This is a genomic window from Roseateles sp. P1_C1_2 (assembly GCF_056406535.1).
In genome coordinates this window covers 76,816-93,098 of record NZ_JBFUAB010000026.1, presented here as the reverse complement: position 1 = coordinate 93,098, position 16,283 = coordinate 76,816, and the positions used below count along the sequence as shown (strand labels likewise).

General features: G+C 68.5%; 19 protein-coding genes. 11 read left to right on the top strand and 8 right to left on the bottom strand.

The window, feature by feature from the left end:
* Window positions 1-5 precede the first annotated feature (5 nt).
* Entirely contained in the window at window positions 6-1,016 is a 1,011-nt protein-coding gene (locus AC1D2H_RS24025) for an inorganic phosphate transporter (protein WP_477929926.1), read from the top strand.
* Here AC1D2H_RS24025 and AC1D2H_RS24020 read toward each other — a convergent pair.
* Both AC1D2H_RS24020 and AC1D2H_RS24015 read right to left on the bottom strand, forming a co-directional pair.
* The gene (locus AC1D2H_RS24020) at window positions 1,010-1,438 is read right to left on the bottom strand and encodes a TM2 domain-containing protein (RefSeq protein WP_478012687.1); all 429 of its coding nucleotides are present in this window, start codon (window positions 1,436-1,438) and stop codon (window positions 1,010-1,012) included. The two genes, AC1D2H_RS24025 and AC1D2H_RS24020, sit on opposite strands and share 7 nt — an antisense overlap.
* A complete protein-coding gene (locus AC1D2H_RS24015) occupies window positions 1,435-1,983 on the bottom strand; it encodes an N-acetyltransferase family protein (RefSeq protein ID WP_478012686.1) in 549 nt (182 codons plus the stop codon). Before AC1D2H_RS24015 ends, AC1D2H_RS24020 begins: the two co-directional genes overlap by 4 nt.
* Window positions 1,984-2,166: 183 nt before the next feature.
* Between AC1D2H_RS24015 and rpsP the strand changes: the two genes are divergently transcribed.
* The 9 genes from rpsP (at window position 2,167) to AC1D2H_RS23970 (ending at window position 8,522) form a co-directional block, all read left to right on the top strand.
* Complete coding sequence (rpsP, locus tag AC1D2H_RS24010; RefSeq protein WP_056201913.1) at window positions 2,167-2,424, top strand: 30S ribosomal protein S16; 258 nt, start codon at window positions 2,167-2,169, stop codon at window positions 2,422-2,424.
* 79 nt (window positions 2,425-2,503) lie between these two features.
* Window positions 2,504-3,019: a ribosome maturation factor RimM gene (gene rimM, locus AC1D2H_RS24005; protein ID WP_477929920.1), complete on the top strand. Its 516-nt coding sequence runs from the start codon at window positions 2,504-2,506 to the stop codon at window positions 3,017-3,019.
* 166 nt (window positions 3,020-3,185) lie between these two features.
* Window positions 3,186-3,926: a tRNA (guanosine(37)-N1)-methyltransferase TrmD gene (trmD, locus tag AC1D2H_RS24000; RefSeq protein WP_478012685.1), complete on the top strand. Its 741-nt coding sequence runs from the start codon at window positions 3,186-3,188 to the stop codon at window positions 3,924-3,926.
* 135 nt (window positions 3,927-4,061) lie between these two features.
* Window positions 4,062-4,415, top strand: coding sequence for a 50S ribosomal protein L19 (rplS, locus tag AC1D2H_RS23995; protein ID WP_394480002.1), 354 nt, complete (start codon window positions 4,062-4,064; stop codon window positions 4,413-4,415).
* A gap of 65 nt (window positions 4,416-4,480) precedes the next feature.
* A complete protein-coding gene (locus AC1D2H_RS23990) occupies window positions 4,481-5,164 on the top strand; it encodes a CoA pyrophosphatase (protein ID WP_477929916.1) in 684 nt (227 codons plus the stop codon).
* Between the two features lie 23 nt (window positions 5,165-5,187).
* Window positions 5,188-6,177 (top strand): CobD/CbiB family protein, encoded by a 990-nt coding sequence (locus AC1D2H_RS23985; RefSeq protein WP_477929914.1) that lies wholly within the window; start codon window positions 5,188-5,190, stop codon window positions 6,175-6,177.
* Between the two features lie 19 nt (window positions 6,178-6,196).
* The gene (gene cobT / locus AC1D2H_RS23980; protein ID WP_478012684.1) at window positions 6,197-7,222 is read left to right on the top strand and encodes a nicotinate-nucleotide--dimethylbenzimidazole phosphoribosyltransferase; all 1,026 of its coding nucleotides are present in this window, start codon (window positions 6,197-6,199) and stop codon (window positions 7,220-7,222) included.
* A gap of 5 nt (window positions 7,223-7,227) precedes the next feature.
* The gene (gene cobS, locus AC1D2H_RS23975; RefSeq protein WP_478012683.1) at window positions 7,228-7,989 is read left to right on the top strand and encodes an adenosylcobinamide-GDP ribazoletransferase; all 762 of its coding nucleotides are present in this window, start codon (window positions 7,228-7,230) and stop codon (window positions 7,987-7,989) included.
* Window positions 7,989-8,522, top strand: a complete 534-nt coding sequence (locus tag AC1D2H_RS23970; protein WP_478012682.1) for a histidine phosphatase family protein — start codon at window positions 7,989-7,991, stop codon at window positions 8,520-8,522. The genes cobS and AC1D2H_RS23970 overlap by 1 nt, the downstream gene beginning before the upstream one ends.
* Here the strand turns inward: AC1D2H_RS23970 and AC1D2H_RS23965 are convergent.
* The 5 genes from AC1D2H_RS23965 to AC1D2H_RS23945 form a co-directional block, all read right to left on the bottom strand.
* Entirely contained in the window at window positions 8,497-10,509 is a 2,013-nt protein-coding gene (locus AC1D2H_RS23965; RefSeq protein ID WP_478012681.1) for a S9 family peptidase, read from the bottom strand. The two genes, AC1D2H_RS23970 and AC1D2H_RS23965, sit on opposite strands and share 26 nt — an antisense overlap.
* Before the next feature lie 81 nt (window positions 10,510-10,590).
* On the bottom strand, window positions 10,591-11,439 hold the full coding sequence (locus AC1D2H_RS23960) for a Tim44 domain-containing protein (protein WP_478012680.1): 849 nt from the start codon (window positions 11,437-11,439) through the stop codon (window positions 10,591-10,593).
* Window positions 11,440-11,496: 57 nt separating this feature from the next.
* Window positions 11,497-12,201, bottom strand: a complete 705-nt coding sequence (locus AC1D2H_RS23955) for an SDR family NAD(P)-dependent oxidoreductase (RefSeq protein WP_478012679.1) — start codon at window positions 12,199-12,201, stop codon at window positions 11,497-11,499.
* Between the two features lie 3 nt (window positions 12,202-12,204).
* On the bottom strand, window positions 12,205-12,795 hold the full coding sequence (locus AC1D2H_RS23950) for an RluA family pseudouridine synthase (protein WP_478012678.1): 591 nt from the start codon (window positions 12,793-12,795) through the stop codon (window positions 12,205-12,207).
* Window positions 12,795-13,697 carry a DMT family transporter gene (locus AC1D2H_RS23945; protein ID WP_478012677.1) on the bottom strand — a complete coding sequence of 301 codons (903 nt, stop codon included), beginning with the start codon at window positions 13,695-13,697 and terminating at the stop codon, window positions 12,795-12,797. The genes AC1D2H_RS23950 and AC1D2H_RS23945 overlap by 1 nt, the downstream gene beginning before the upstream one ends.
* Window positions 13,698-13,759: 62 nt before the next feature.
* On the opposite strand from AC1D2H_RS23945, the gene AC1D2H_RS23940 reads away from it, so the two are divergent.
* Window positions 13,760-14,749, top strand: a complete 990-nt coding sequence (locus AC1D2H_RS23940) for a quinone oxidoreductase family protein (protein WP_478012676.1) — start codon at window positions 13,760-13,762, stop codon at window positions 14,747-14,749.
* 5 nt (window positions 14,750-14,754) lie between these two features.
* On the opposite strand, the gene AC1D2H_RS23935 is transcribed toward AC1D2H_RS23940, so the two are convergent.
* Window positions 14,755-16,236: an ATP-binding protein gene (locus AC1D2H_RS23935; protein ID WP_478012675.1), complete on the bottom strand. Its 1,482-nt coding sequence runs from the start codon at window positions 16,234-16,236 to the stop codon at window positions 14,755-14,757.
* Between the last annotated feature and the right edge of the window lie 47 nt (window positions 16,237-16,283).

Sequence of the window (16,283 nt, the reverse complement as noted above, 5' to 3'; positions counted from 1 at the left end):
CCCCCATGGCATCCGCTGAGATCGCCTTCTGGGTGGTGGCCCTGCTGGTCGTGCTGGCCCTGCTGTTCGACTTCATGAACGGCTTCCACGACGCGGCCAATTCCATCGCCACCGTCGTCTCCACCGGCGTGCTGAAACCCCAGCAGGCCGTGCTGTTCGCCGCCTTCTTCAACGTCGTCGCCATCGCCATCTTCCAGCTCAAGGTCGCGGCCACCGTGGGCAAGGGCATCGTCGAGCCGGGCGTGGTGGACCATCACGTCGTCTTCGGTGCGCTGATCGGCGCCATCGCCTGGAACTTCATCACCTGGTGGTGGGGCATCCCGTCGAGCTCCTCGCATGCGCTGATCGGTGGCATCGCCGGTGCCGTCGTCGCCAAGGCCGGCCCGTCGGCGCTGGTGGCGGGCGGCATCTGGAAGACGGTGGCCTTCATCATCGTGTCGCCGCTGCTGGGCTATCTGCTCGGCTCGCTGATGATGGTCATCGTGGCCTGGGTGTGTCGGCACAAGTCACCCATACGCATCGATCGGTGGTTCCGGCGGTTGCAGCTCGTCTCGGCCGGGCTGTACAGCCTCGGCCACGGCGGGAATGACGCGCAGAAGACCATCGGCCTGATCTGGATGCTGCTGATCGCCGCCGGCATGGTCAGCGTCGGCGACAAGGCACCGCCCAATTGGGTCATCGTGGCCTGCTATATCGCCATCGGCCTGGGCACGATGTTCGGCGGTTGGCGCATCGTCCAGACCATGGGGCAGCGCATCACCAAGCTCAAGCCGGTGGGCGGCTTCTGCGCCGAAACCGGCGGGGCGATCACGCTCTTCCTGGCCACGGCCCTGGGCATCCCGGTGTCCACCACCCACACCATCACCGGCGCCATCGTCGGCGTGGGCTCGGTGCAGCGCCCCTCGGCGGTGCGCTGGGGCGTGGCCGGCAGCATCGTCTGGGCATGGATCTTCACGATCCCGGCCGCGGCGCTGATGGCCGGCGTCTGCTACTGGATCAGTTTCATCCTCTACTGACCGGACTGCGACTCGAAATAGCGCTGGGCGCTGAAGGCGATGGTCGCCATCAGCGCCGTGCCGCCGAACAGCAGGCAGAACACGACGCCGATGACCGCTGCCCAGCCGCCCGTGCTGGCGGCTCGGCCGGCGTTGAAGCGCTCGTTCCAGCGTTCATCCGGCATCAGGCCGTAGACGATGCCGCCGAGCAGGGCGGCAACGAGGCTGAGACCGAGCAAGGGAATCAGCACCCAGGCCAATCGGTCGTCCTGGCCGAGATGGTCCATGCGCTGCACGCCCGCCAGGCCCAGCAGGGTCGGCAGCGGGAAGAGCCAGGCCCAGCGGTCCCTGAGGCCGTGCAGATAGAAGCGGTGCAGCCCGAAGACACCGACGAGCAAGGCCAGCCAGGTCGCGACCGCCTTGTGCTTGGTGGCGTTGATCATTCGGCGGCCGCGCTGTCGCCCAGGCCCAGCGTGCGCTGCATCAGCACGACGTCCAGCCAGCGGCCGAACTTCCAGCCTGCGCTCTTGAGTACGCCGGTGTGCTCGAAGCCCAGCGCCTTGTGCACGCCGACCGAGCCCGCATTGGCCGCGTCGCCGATGACGGCGAGCATCTGGCGCGCGCCGGCCGCCTCGCAGCGGGCCATCAACTCGGCCAGCAGCAGGCGGCCGACGCCCTGGCCCTGGGCGGCAGGAGACAGGTAGATGGAATCCTCGACGCAGAAGCGATAGGCCAGACGAGGGCGGAAGTAGTTGGCGTAGGCGTAGCCCAGCACTTCACCGCCACGCTCGGCCACCAGCCAGGGCAGATTGCGGCTCAGCACCTCGGCGCGGCGGCGGCCCATCTCGTCGACGCCGGGCACCTCGGTTTCGAAGGTGCCGGTGCCATCCAGGACGGCCCGGGCATAGATGGCCTGGATGGCTGGCAGATCGGCGTCGGCGCTGGGGCGGATGGTCAGGGGCAGGGCGGGGGAGGCGGGCTGTGACATTTGTCGGTTTTGGAGACTGCTCAAGAAGGTTCTGATCGAGTTTATAATGCTCGGTTTTCGGCACTGGTCGCAGATGGCTGCGGCGTATCTACAGAGCCTCCCCCGGCAGGGGTTCCTGCCATTCGACTTGTCGCTACTTGAGTGTCTCCTCGTGCGGTGGTCACCCAATTTTTAGGAAACATCATGGTTGTGATTCGTCTGGCCCGCGGCGGCTCCAAGAAGCGCCCCTTCTACAACATCGTCGTCGCCAACAGCCGCCAACGTCGTGACGGCCGCTTCATCGAGCGCGTCGGCTTCTACAACCCCGTCGCTTCCGGCTCCGCCGAGAAGCTGCGCGTCGAGCAAGACCGCGTGAGCTACTGGATCGGTGTCGGCGCCCAGCTGTCGCCCACGGTGGCCCGCCTGGTCGGTGACGCCAAGACGGCTGCTGTCGCCGCCTAAACGCGTGGCAGGCAACAAGCCTCAGCAAGACGGCGCTTCGGCGCCGTCTTTTGCTTCCTGGCCCGAAGATCTGCTGCCGGTGGGCAAGATCCTCGATGCCTGGGGCATCAAGGGTGGCCTCAAGGTGCAGGCCTATTCGGCGGACGCCGGTGCGCTGTTCAGCGCCAAGCGCTGGTACCTGAAGTCGACCGGTCCGAAGGCCGCCCAACTGATTCTGGCCGTGAAGTCGGTGCGGGAGCAGGGCGAAGGCATCGTCGCCACGGCCGAAGGTGTGGATGACCGCAATGCCGCCGAGGCGCTGCGCGGCCACGAGATCCACATCCCCCGCAGCGAATTCCCGCGCACGCCCGACGGCGAGTACTACTGGGTGGACCTGATCGGCCTGGACGTCGTCAACCGCGAGTCGCAAGCCTTGGGCCGCGTCATCGGTCTCATCGACACTGGCCCGCACGCCGTGTTGCGCATCCTGCCGCCGGGCGTGGAAGAGCCCGCCAAGCCCGACCAGGAGCGACTGATTCCCTTCGTCGGCAAGTTCATCGACGACGTGAACCTCGAAGCGAAGCGGATCACGGTCGACTGGGGCCTCGACTTCTAGAAGAAGGTGCGAATGAGTCCGGCATGCCCGCTCATCCCGCACAGAGGCCGCCCCTCGTCGTTGCAAATGCTCGCCGTAGCGCAAGCTACGGCTGTGCTTTGCGCCTAGATGGACAACCTCTGAGCGGTCTGCTCGAGCACGCCCGACCCATCCACACCTTCTTGCCATGCGCTTCGACGTCCTGACGATCTTCCCGGAGCTGTTCGCGCCGCATCTGACGCAGGGCGTCACGCGGCGCGCCTTCGAAAGCCGCCAGGTCGATGTGCGCCTGTGGCCGCTGCGCGATTTCGCCGACGACAACTACCGCCGCGTCGACGATCGCACCTATGGCGGCGGCCCGGGCATGGTCATGCTGGCCGAGCCGCTGGAAAAGGCCCTGGCGGCGGTCAAGGCGGACCGCGGCGAGGCGGCGCCGGCCGTCATCCATTTCACGCCGACCGGCACCCGCATCGCCCAGGCCGGCGTGCAGGAACTGGCCGCTGGTTCGGGAGCCATCCTGCTGTGCGGCCGCTATGAAGGCATTGACCAGCGTGTGCTGGATCGCCACGTGACGCTGGAACTCAGCCTCGGTGACTTCGTGCTGTCTGGTGGCGAGCTGCCAGCCATCGCTCTGCTGGACGCCGTCGCGCGGCTGCAGGAAGGCGTGCTCGGCGACGCCAAGTCCCACGAGCAGGACAGCTTCTCCGACGGCCTGCTGGACTGCCCGCACTACAGCCGGCCCGAAGTGCTGGCCGATGGCCGCGAGGTGCCGGCGGTGCTGCTGTCGGGCCACCATGCCGACATCCGGCGCTGGCGCCGTGAGCGCTCCCTGGCGCTGACCGCGGCCCGTCGGCCCGACCTGATCGCCGCCGCGCGTGCCGCCGGCCGCCTCAGCAAGGCCGATGAGGCCTTCCTGGCCAAGCTCTAGGCAAAACCCGTATCCCCGCGCTATACTTGCGGGCTGTCCGATCCTCTGGCGGGTCGAGTGGCTTGAGCGTTCAAAAGCGTTCCAGCTGCAAACATCCCGATAAATAGCGACGCCGCCAAGATCCCAGGAGTACAGATGAACCTGATCCAAACCCTTGAGCAAGAAGAAATTGCTCGCCTGAACAAGACCATCCCGGCCTTCGCCCCCGGCGACACCGTGATCGTCAGCGTCAACGTCGTTGAAGGCACCCGCAAGCGCGTGCAGGCCTACGAAGGCGTCGTGATTGCCAAGCGCAACCGCGGCCTGAACAGCAGCTTCATCGTCCGCAAGATCTCCAGCGGCGAAGGCGTCGAGCGTACGTTCCAGCTGTACAGCCCGCTGATCGCGACGATCGAAGTCAAGCGTCGTGGCGATGTCCGCCGCGCCAAGCTGTACTACCTCCGTCAGCGTTCGGGCAAGTCGGCGCGTATCAAGGAAAAGCTGGCTTAATCAGCCGGTTCCTCACCGCCAAAGCCGCCGGGAGCTACGCTCTAGGCGGCTTTTGTTTTTTCAGCATGACCCGCCCCGCCATCACCCAGCCTCAGCTCGTCCCCGTCACGAGCATTGACGACCATCTCCCGGCGGTGCCCGACCTGGCGCTGACGGCCTCAGCCATCCGGGCCCGCCTGGCGGACGTGGCGGCCTGGACGCCCGAGTTCTCCGGCGATGGTGGTCTGTTTGCCAATCGCGAACCTGCCGGCGCCGCGGTGCTGGTGCCCCTGGTGCAGCGCGAGGCCGGCCTGAACCTGCTGCTGACGCGCCGCACCGACCACCTGCGCGATCACGCCGGCCAGATCAGCTTCCCCGGCGGCCGCGTCGAGCCCGAGGACGATGGCCCGGTCGCGACGGCGCTGCGCGAGACCGAGGAAGAGATCGGGCTGTCCCGCCAGCACATCGAGATCATCGGCCAGTTGCCCGTCTATTCGACGGTGACGGCCTTCCAGGTGACGCCCGTGGTCGGCCTCGTCGAGCCCGGTTTCACGCTCACGCTCGATGACTTCGAGGTGGCTGAAGCCTTCGAGGTGCCGCTGGCCTTCCTGATGAACCCCGCCCATCACCGTCACCACCGTTTCGAGTTCGCGGGGGCTGAGAGGCGCTTCCTTTCCATGCCCTGGCAGGGCGAGGAACGTGAGTACTTCATCTGGGGGGCGACCGCCGCAATGTTGCGCAACTTCTACCGTCTGCTCAGCGGCGGCTGAGCGCGCCACTATCATCCCGGCCCATGAATTTCTTCGCGGTGCTGCTGGCCCTGTTGTGTGAGCAACTCAAGCCCTTGAGGCATGGGAACCGCGTGCACCAGTCAGTCATCGGCTGGGTGCGCTGGACGGGCCGCAACTTCGACGCCGGCGACGAGCACCATGCCGCCATCGTCTGGGCCATCACGGTGCTGGTGCCCGGCCTGGCCGTTGCGCTGATCTACTGGGCGCTGCGCCATTTCAGCGTGCTGCTGGCCCTGGGGCTGGATGTCCTCATCCTCTACCTGACGCTGGGCTTCCGGCAGTTCAGCCACTACTACACCGACATCCGCGACGCCCTCGAGCGTGGCGACGACGCGACCGCACGCCAGTTGCTGGCCGAGTGGCGCCACCTGGACGCCAGCGAGTTGCCCCGCACCGAGCTGATCCGCCACGTCATCGAGCATTCCCTGCTCGCCGCGCACCGCCACGTCTTTGGCGTGTTCTTCTGGTTCATCGTCTGCTCGACCATTGGTCTCGGCCCAGCCGGCGCCGTGCTCTATCGCATGGCCGAGTTCGCCGGCCGCTACTGGGCCTTCAAGAGCCGCACGCTGGACGCGCCGACCAATCCGCGCCTGCTGGCGCTGTCGCGCCAGGCTTTCGGTCTCATCGACCATGTGCCGGCCCGCATGACGGCGACCGGCTTTGCCATCGTCGGCAACTTCGAGGAAGCCGTGAACGGCTGGCGGCGCGATGCCAGCCTCTGGCTGCATTCCAACGAGGGCATCATCCTCGCGTCAGCCGCTGGCGCCGTTGGACTGCAACTCGGCGGCGCGGCGGCACCTGGCGTCACGCCGGACCGCAGCAAGACCTTCGATGCCGGTTCCGAGCCCGAATTCACCGGCGCCGCCGGTTCGACGGCCGGCGCGCCGCCCCAGCTCGGCCATCTGCAAAGCGTYGTCGGCCTCGTCTGGCGTTCCGTCGTGCTGTGGATGCTGCTGCTGGCGCTGCTGACCCTGGCCAACCTCGTCGGCTGAACGCCGACCTCGGAACCCCATGAAATTTCCTGAACTGCCGGCACTGGCCGAGCCCTGCCTAGCCGTGCGCGTGCAGCACGCCATTGACCATAAGACCAAGCCCCTGGGTGCGCTCGGCCGCGTCGAGGCGCTGGCGCTGCAGCTTGCCTTGATCCAGGGTGTGGACAAGCCCGCTCTTTCGCAACCTCAACTCGTCGTCTACGCTGCCGACCATGGCCTTTCGCGCCGCGGCGTGTCGGCCTACCCGCGCGAGGTCACGCCGCAGATGGTCGCCAACATGCTGGCCGGCGGCGCGGCCGTTTCAGTGCTCGCGCGCCAGCAGGGCCTGGCGCTGACGATCGCCGATTGCGGCGTCGATGCGCCGCTCGCCAACGGCGCCGTCGACCTGCGCATCGCCGCCGGCACGGCCGACGCCAGCGTCGGCCCGGCGATGTCGGCAGCGCAAGCCGAGCTGGCGCTGCGCAACGGCATGGCCCTGGTCGAGCGCCTGCCCGGCAATGCGCTTTTGCTCGGCGAGATGGGCATAGGCAACACCTCATCGGCCAGCCTCTTGATGCAGCGCCTGACCGGCCTGCCGCTGGCCGACTGCGTCGGCCGCGGCACGGGGCTGGACGACGCGGGCCTGGCGCGCAAGCTGGGCGTGCTGGGCGAGGCGCTGGCCGTCAACGCCGGCGCGCAGACCCCGCTGCAGCTTGCAGAGGCGCTTGGCGGCTTCGAGATCCTGACGATGGCCGGCAGCGTCATCGCTGCCGCGTCGCAACGCCGCGTCATCCTCGTCGATGGCTTCATCACGACGGCCGCGGTCGCGCTGGCCGATGCCTTGTGTCCGGGCGTGCTGGCCGCCTGCGTGTTCGCCCACCGCTCGGCCGAGGGGCCGCATGCGCGCTGGTTGCAGCAGCTGGGCGTGCGCCCGCTGCTCGACCTGGACCTGCGCCTGGGCGAGGGCAGCGGCGCGGCCCTGGCCTGGCCGCTGCTGACGGCTGCCTGCGCGCTGCTGGCTGACATGGCCAGTTTTGAGAGCGCCGGGGTCAGCAACAAGGACTGATCGCCATGCGGCTCTTCCTCGTCGCGCTGCAGTTCCTGACGCGGCTGCCGGTGCGGCTGGAGCGCTTCGAGCCGGCCTGGCTGAACGACTGCGTGCGCCACTTTCCGCTGGTGGGTGTGCTCGTGGGCACCGTTGGCGCGGCGGTACTCGCGGGGGCGACTCAACTGTGGCCGGCCTGGGTCGCCGCGGTGCTGGCCTTGACGGCAACGGTCGTGCTGACCGGCGGCTTCCACGAAGACGGCCTGGCCGATACCTTCGACGCGCTGGGTGGCGTGGTCAGCCGCGACAAGGCGCTGACCATCATGAAGGACTCGCGCATCGGCAGCTATGGCGCCCTGGCGCTGTGTTTGTCGCTGCTGCTGCGCGCCGCGCTGCTGGCCGTGCTGGCGCAGCGGCCGCTGATGGGCGCCGTTGCAGCCCTGCTGGCCAGCCATGGCCTGGCGCGAGCGGCCGCCGTGGGCGTCATGGTCAGCCTGCCGTATGGCGGTGATGCCGAGCATGCCAAGGCCAAGCCTCTGGCCTTGGCCGTTGCACCGCGCAACTTCGGCATCGCGCTGGGCTGGTGCGGGCTGCTGGGCCTGGCATTGGCAGCAGCGGGTGTTGCGCCTTCGCGCCTGTTGGCCGCGGTCGCCGCTGCCGCGGTCGTCGCGCTGCTGATGCGCGAGTGGCTGCGTCGCCGCCTCGGTGGCTACACCGGAGACGGCCTGGGCGCCACCGAACAACTCGCCGAGATCGCGGTCCTGCTGGCCTTCACGGCGTCTTTCTGATGCCCGCTTTCACGATCTGGCGTCACCCCAAGCCGCGCGGCGCCGAAGGGCGTTGCATCGGCGGGCGCACCGACCTTGCCGTGGACCGTCGCAAGGCCAAGCGCCTGGCCCACCGCATCCGCGCCCATGCCCGCCGCCACGGGCTGCCGCGCGAGGTCGTCACGTCGCCGCTGGCGCGCGCCGCAGCTGTGGGCCGCTGGTTGAAGCGCTGGGGCTTTCGCTGGCGGGTCGATGCCGCGTTGGCCGAAATGGACTTTGGTGGCTGGGACGGGAAGCCCTGGACCGCCATCGCGCCCGCCGAGTTCGATCGCTGGATGACGGACTTCAGTGGCTTCGACTTCGACACGGGCGAGTCGCTGGGCAGGCTGCTGGCGCGCGCTGAGATCTGGCAGCCGCCTTGCGCTCTGGCCGTGGGGCACGGTGGCTGGATCACGGCGCGGCTCTGGCGCCACCAAGGCCAACTGCCCACACCGGGTAGCTGGCCCGCAGCGGTGGCATACGGCCGGCCTACTTCAGCACCGTCTGCTGCATGAACAGCACCGTGGCGTAGAACTGGAAGTCCTGGTTGTCCTTCTTCTGGAAACCATGGCCCTCGTTGTCGGCGCGCAGATACCAGACAGGCGTGCCGCCCTGGCGCACCGTCGCGACGATCTGTTCGGCCTCGGTGTAGGGCACGCGCGGGTCGTTCTTGCCCTGGATGACGAAGAGGGGCTTCTTGATCTTGCCCGCATTGGTCAGTGGCGAGATCTTCTCCAGATGCGCCTTCATCGCCGGGTCGCGCTCGTCACCGTATTCGACGCGGCGCAGGTCGCGGCGGTAGCTCTCGGTGTTGTTCAGGAAGGTCACGAAGTGCGAGATGCCGACGACGTCGATGGAGCCGGCGATGCGGTCCGCATAGTTTGTCGATACGGCCAGCGTCATATAGCCGCCATAGCTGCCGCCGGTGACCAGCACGCGTGAGGCGTCGAGGTCGGGCTGGGTCGCGATCCAGTCGAGCAGGGCGCCGATGTCCTTGACCGAGTCCTCGCGCTTGAAGCCGTTGTCCATCGCCAGGAAGCTCTTGCCGTAGCCGCTGGAGCCGCGCACATTGGGCTGGATCAGCGCCATGCCCAGCTCCTGCACGTAGTAGGCGTTGCGGCCCAGGAAGCCGAAGCTGGCCTGGGACTCGGGACCGCCGTGGATGGAGATCAGCACCGGGCGCTTGCCGCTGAACTTCTTGGGCGGGGCGGTGAGCAGGCCTGAGATCGCCGTGCCGTCAAAGCTCTTCCAGCGCACGATCTTCTGTTCGCTGAAGCCCGAGGTGTCGAGGCCGGGCGCGGCCGAGGCGCGCGTCCACTGCTGGACCTTGCCGTCCGTGCCGAGCGAATAGATCTGGCTGGGGCCCTGGGCATTGCTGATCGAAAAGGCCAACTCGCCGTGGCCATGGTGGTAGGAGGCGCTGCCGACATTGCCGGTGGGCAGAGCAGCGGGAGCCGCCACTTCCTTGGCCGTGGCGGCGTCGAAGAAATGCAGTTCGTCTCGGCCATCCACATTGAACTGGGCGGCCAGCTTGCTGCGGTCCTCCGTCAGCGTGACGCCGCTGACGTCCCAGGGGATGTGGCCACTGACGCGGTCGATGCGGCCGTTGGCCAGATCCAGCTTCATCAGCTCGCGGAACTCGCCGGCGCGGTCGCTGGCGATCCACAGCGAGCGGCCGTCCGCCGCCCAGCCGGCAGGCGAGTAGGTGGCCTTGGCCTCCTGGCTGCCCGTGGCCGGCGCGACTTGCTTGGCCACGCCGCTGTCCAGGTCCAGCATCCAGATCTGCGATTCATTGGCCGACAGATAGCGCGTCAGCGAGATCAGGCGCTCGTCGGGTGAGGGGCGGCTTGCGGCCCAACCGCCGCCGTCCAGCTCGGCCAGCTTGCGGCGGCCCTCGGGCTTGGCGGGGTCCATCAACCACAGCGTCGTCGTGATCTTGGTGCGCGTGCCGCCCTGGGCCGTACGGTCGATGGGCACGGAGGAATAGATCAGCTGGCCGCTCTTGCGCAGCCAGGCGTTGATCGCGTGGCGCTCGTCGGGGCTGGTCAGCAGCACCGGCTGGGCGCCTGCCTGGTTCAGCGGCAGGCGGTAGATCTGGGCGACCTCGTTGCCGCCGGTGGCGCGCTCGAAGACGATGTACTGGCCGGTGCGCGGCTCGTAGGTGGCACTCACGACCGGGTCGACGCCGTCGGTCAGTTGCTCGCCATCGGTCAGCGGCGACGTCACGCGGAAGATCTGCGCGGTGTTGGCGCCGGCCTTGCGGTGGCTGACGAGCATCTCGCGCTGGGTCGGATGCCAGTCGGAGAAGGCGTGGCCGCGGAAGTCGTTGTAGCGGCCGATGGCGTCGGCCAGGCTCTGGGGCACCGCCGGGATGCCCTGCACGACCAGGTTGGCATTGGGAGCCACGACGGCCGTCGAGACGGGCGCGGAAGTGGGCGACGATGCGCAGGCGGCCAGCAGGGCCGCACCGAGTGCGCAGAGGGAAAGACGCAGGCGATTCATGGGGGGCTCAAAAAGGAATGGGCGCTCGAAGCGCCCATTCTCGACCCGGTTGATCTCGGGTCTAACCCGCTGTGACGCGGGTCATGCCGTCTGCTGGATGCCGGCGATCAGCCAGCCCTCGCCGGACTTGACCAGATGCCAGATCTCGTCGAAATCCTCTGCGGCCTGCTCGCTCTTTTCGCGCACGAGCCCCGAGAAGCGCACGGAGACGATCTGCTGGCCCTCTTCGGTCGCGACGTCGACGACGCGGGCGTCGAGCTTGAGCACCTCGGTGCGCTGCGTCTGGCTGCCGCGTTCCAGCAGTTCGCTCTGGATGCTGGCGTACATCTGCGGCGTCGTGAAGCGGCGCAGGTCGGCCTGGTCGCCGGCATCGTTGGCGGCCTGCAGGCGGATGAATACCTGCTTGGCGAGCGGCTCGAAGCCGGCCGTGTCGAAGTCTGCTGGCACAGCGGCCACGGAGTCGGCGGCCGCTKCGGGCGCGGCATTCCAGGCGGGCTCAGCTTCCCGGAAGCTGGCGCCGTTTGCGCCGGCGAGTTGCGGCTTGGGTGACGCGAAGCGGCGCACCAGGAAGCGGATGACGAAGACCGCCACCAGGCCCAGCAACACCATGGTCATGATGCTGGCCAGCTCGCCGCCGAAACCGAAGTGGCTGGCCAGCGCGGCCAGGCCCAGGCCGGCCGCCAGGCCGGCGATGGGGCCGAGCCAGGAACGCTTGGGCGCCGCGGCGGGGGGCGTGGGTGTCGCGGCGGCCTGTTTGTTGGGGGCGGCCTGCTGCGGCGCCGGTTGCTGCGCGGGTGGCGTTTGTGGCGCGGTCTGGGTGGGCACGCTGCGCTTCATGCCGCCGCCAGACAGGCGCTTGGCCTCGGCGTCATGGGCGGGCAGCGTGACAGCCAGCAGGGTGGCGAGGGTCACTGCAAAGATGCGGTTCAAGCGAGTCTCCAGAAGATGGGGAACGAGCCTCTGGTTGTGGGGCTCGGATCAGGATTTTCAAGCGTCTCGGATGTCTGATACGACGGTTTTTCCGAAGTCTGGCCGCATGAGAAACCGAACTATCGCTTCTGCCGTGGCGGTCGCCGTCTGCAACTGCCCGTCGTCCTTCAAGCCCTGGAAGCGCGTCTGCTCAGGGAAGCGGCCGGGATCGGCGCCGCGCAGCTGGACCTGCATGTCGGTGTCGATGACGCCCGGTGCCAGCGAAACGACACCAACATCCGGCTCTTCCATTGCCAAAGCGCGGCTAAGGTGGTCCAGCCCGGCCTTGATGGCGCAATAGGCCGCGCTGCCCGCCATGGCGCGCCGGCCCAGGCCGGAGGAGATGTTGAGGATGCGGCGCTGGGGCAGGCCGGCCGTTTCGGCCAGGAAGACGCGGCTCAGCAGCGTGGGCGCCTCCAGCCCCACGCGCAGCGCGGCGGACAGCTCCGAGAGGTCCGTCGCGGCGAGCGAGCCGGGCTCGCTGAGCAGGGCCGCGTTGTTGATCAGCGTGACGCTCTGCCAGCCGGTGTGGGCGCGCAGCCAGGTTTGGAGGCGGTCGGCGGCGACCCTCGGTTCGGCGAGATCAAGCGCCCACTGCTCGGCCTGCAGCGCAGGGTTGATCTTGCGCGCGATGCCGATGACGGTGTGGTCGGCCTGCGTGAGTTGCTGGACCAGGGCGGCGCCCAGGCCGCGTGAGCTGCCGGTGACGATGTAGAGATGCATGGCTCAGAACTCCGGGGGGCAGGTGAAGTGATGGTCGCCGATTCGCAGTTCACTGGCGTGCAGCAGCAGGCGAGGGCTGGCGGCGGCGCGGTCGGGCTCGGCATACAGCGTGTCACCGAGGATGGCGTGACCGATGGCGGCGAGGTGGACGCGAAGTTGATGGGTGCGGCCGGTCAGCGGTTCCAGCGCGACGCGCGTCTGGTCACCTTCATGGGCGAGGGCGTGCCAGCGCGTCTGTGAGGGCTTGCCGTGTTGGTGGTCGACCCGCTGGCGCGGCCGGTTGGGCCAGTCCGCACCGACCGGCAGCTCGATGAGTCCTTCGCCCTCGAGACGGCCGGCGACGACGGCGACATAGAGCTTGCCGATGCGGCGCTCGGCGAAGTCGGCGCTGAGATCGCGCTGGGCATCGAGGCCGCGTGCGAACAGCAGCAGCCCCGAGGTGGCCTGGTCGAGCCGATGCACGATGAGGGCGTCGGGGTACAGGGCCTGCACACGCGCACTTGCACAGTCCGGCTCGACGCGGCCTGGCACGCTGAGCAGGCCGGCCGGCTTGTCGATGACGACGAGGCGATCGTCGGCGTACAGAACCCGCATCAGCGTGAGGAGACGACGATGCCGGCGGCGATCAGCAGGAAAGCCAGGCCGTGGTACCAGGCGGGCGCGACACCCAGCAGGGCCGCCGAGATGACGGCGGCGAACACCGGCGTCAGGTTGACGAAGAAGCTGGCCAGGGCCGGCCCCGCCTCGGCCACGCCCAGGCCCCAGCAGCGGTAGGCGATCAGCGACGGGCAGATGGCGACATAGGCCAGCACGGCGACGAGGGCGGGGCTCCAGTGGATGGGCGCCGGCGCGACGGCCTGCTCCACGCCGGCCGCCACACCCGAGAACACGACGCCGAACATCAGCTGCGACATCAGTGACTCGGCCCAGTTCCAGTCCGGCCGCTCGCCAGCTCTCAGGCCGGGCGCGGGCCCGGCCAGCATCCAGGAGTAGATGGCCCAGGTGAAAAGGGCCACCAGCATCAGCAGGTCGCCGGGCACGAAATGCACGGCCAACAAGGCGGCGGGGTCGCCGCGCGCGATGACGACGGCCACGCCGACCAGTGACAGGGCCGCACCGCCAAGCTGGCGGCGGGTCGGCTTCACGCCGTAGAAGATGGCGCCCACGCCCAGCATCCAGACCGGCATGCTGGCGGTGATCAGCGTGACGTTCAGCGGCGATGAGGTGTGCAGTGCGAGGTATTGCAGCGAGTTGTAGCAACCCATGCCCAGGAAGCCCAGCCAGGCCAGGCCGCGCCAGCGCTTCAGGGCCTCACTCGGGTCGGCGAGCAGACGGCGAGCCAGCGGTGCCAGCAGCAGGAAGGCGATCAGCCAGCGCAGCGCGTTCAGCGCCATCGGCGGGATGTCATTGCGCACCAGGCGGCCGACGACGGCATTGCCGGCCCACAGCAGGGGCGGCAGCGTCAACAGCAGGGCAAGGCGTGGGGTCAGCTTCATCAACGACGGCGAGCGTGCCAAAGGGCTGGCACGATACCGGACCTGCGAACCGGAGACGCCGAATGAGTGAAAAAGCCGTGGTCATCGAAGCCCCTGGCGGGGCCGAGCAGCTGAAGCTGGTGGACGTGGAGGTCGGCGCGCCCGGGCCGGGCGAGATCCGCATCCGTCACGAGGCCTGCGGCCTCAACTACATCGACGTCTATCACCGCAACGGCACTTACGCCTTGCCACTGCCGGCCCGCCTGGGCATGGAAGGCGCGGGCGTTGTCGAGGCGGTGGGTGAGGGCGTCACCCATCTGAAGCCGGGCGACCGTGCTGCCTATGCGAGCAACCCGCCCGGCGCCTATGCAACAGCCCGTGTGATGCCCGCCAAATGCGTGCTCAGGCTACCCGACGCGATCTCCTTCGAGACCGGCGCGGCCATGATGCTCAAGGGCCTGACGGTGCAATACCTGCTGCGCAAGACCCTGCCTCAGGGCGGGCTGCAGGCCGGCGACTTCGTGCTCTTTCACGCGGCGGCCGGTGGCGTCGGCTTGATCGCCTGCCAATGGGCCCGCGCGCTGGGCCTGCAGCTCATAGCCACCGCGGGCAGCGACGAAAAATGCCAGCTGGCGCTTGAGAACGGCGCGACGCACGCCATCAACTACCGCCGTGACACTGACTTCGCTGCCAGGGTGCGCGAGATCACCGGTGGGCGCGGCGTCAAGGCCGTCTACGACTCGGTCGGTGCCGACACCTGGGAAGGCTCGCTGAACAGCCTGGCGCCCTTCGGTCTGCTGGCCAGCTTCGGCGGCGCCTCCGGCCCGGTGCCTCCGTTCAGCGTCGGCACGCTGGCGGCCAAGGGCTCGCTGTATGTGACGCGGCCGACGCTGTTCACGCACATCGCCACGCGCGAGGCCACCCAGGCCATGGGGAACGAGCTGTTCGAGATGGTGGCGAGCGGCAAGGTCAAGATCCGCATCGACAAGCGCTATGCCTTGGCCGACGCGGCCCAGTCGCATCGCGACCTGGAAGCCCGCCAACTGCTGGGCAGCGCCGTGCTGCTGCCCTGAAGTCTTCAGGCCGGCACGCGGCCGAGCTGCAGTTCGAAGCTGAAGCTGGAGCCGACGCCGGGCTCGCTCTCCACGGTGATCTCGCCGTCCATCAGGCTGACCAGGCGCTGCACGATGGTCAGGCCCAGGCCGGTGCCGCCGTAACGGCGCGTGATGCTGCCGTCCGCCTGCGTGAAGGGATCGAAGATCTGGCCGATCTGGTCGCGCGTCATGCCGATGCCGGTGTCGGTGACGGCCACGCGCAGGCGCAGGCGGTCGGGGCCGTCGCTCTCGTGCGCGTCGGCCATCGCGATCTCGATGCGGACCTCGCCGTGCTCGGTGAACTTGAGGGCATTGCCGATCAGGTTGATCAGCACCTGGCGCAGCCTCAGGGCATCACCCACCAGCCAGGACGGCACGCCGGGCTGCACGCGCGCATGCAGCTGGATGCCCTTGTCATGGGCCTGCAGCAGCAGAGGTTGAAGTGACTCGCCGAGGCAGTCGTGCAGGCTGAAGGGCTGCTCGTCGATGACGATGCGGCCGGCCTCGATCTTGGCCACGTCCAGCAGGTCGTTGATGATGGTCATCAAGCCCTTGGCGGACTGGTGGGCCATGCCGATGAAGCGGCGCTGGCGCTCGTCGAGCTCGGTCGTCTGCAGCACGAGTTCGGTCAGGCCGAGCACGCCGTTCATGGGCGTGCGAATCTCGTGGCTCATATTGGCCAGGAAGCTGCTCTTGGCCTGGCTGGCTGTCTCGGCGGCCTCGCGCGCGGCGACCAGGGCCACCTGGCTGGCTTTGAGGTCGGCGATGTCACGCGCATTGAAGAGCATGACGGTGTCACCGGTGACGGGGTCGCGCATCGGCCGCGCGTCCAGCGCATGCCAGCACAGGCCGGCCAGGGTCAGCAGTTCGACGTCCTGGCGGCAGTTCTCGCCGCGCTGCACGCGGCCGAGGATGCTGGCGGCGTCGCCGGTGTGGGCGAACAGGCGGGTGAACTCGCTCTGGCCGGGGCCAGGCGGTGTGTCGCCGAAGGTCAGGGCCGCGGCCGGGTTGCGCATCAGCAATTCGCCCTGATGCTGGTTCACCAGGCCGAACACGGCAATACGCACCGAGGTGTGCTGCAGGGCTTCGACGCCACGCAGCATGGACAGGTCGGCGCCACCACCGAGGGAGTCGGCCGCGAACAGCATGACCTGGCGGCGCTCCGGCGTGCGCATGCCGCGCGACACCAGCATCACCGTCGTCGGCTCGCCCTTGGGGTAGAGGGTCCATTGCTCGCGGACGATCTTGCCTTGGGCATGGTCGGCCGCCGTGACGGCCAGGCGCTCGCGCACCGCGTCGCCATGCTCGGAAAAGTCACGCGACAGGAACTCCTCGGCGCTGTCGGCATGCCAGAAGCGCAGCGCCGCGGCATTGGCCCAGAGGTTGCGCTGTTGTTCGGGGTCGAAGACCCACAGGGGAACGTCGAGCCAGTCGTAGTGGCTCAGGCTGGCGAAGTCGAGGAGCATCGGTGGCGGCGAGAAGGCGCGCGATTGTCACCGCTCGTCACATCTGC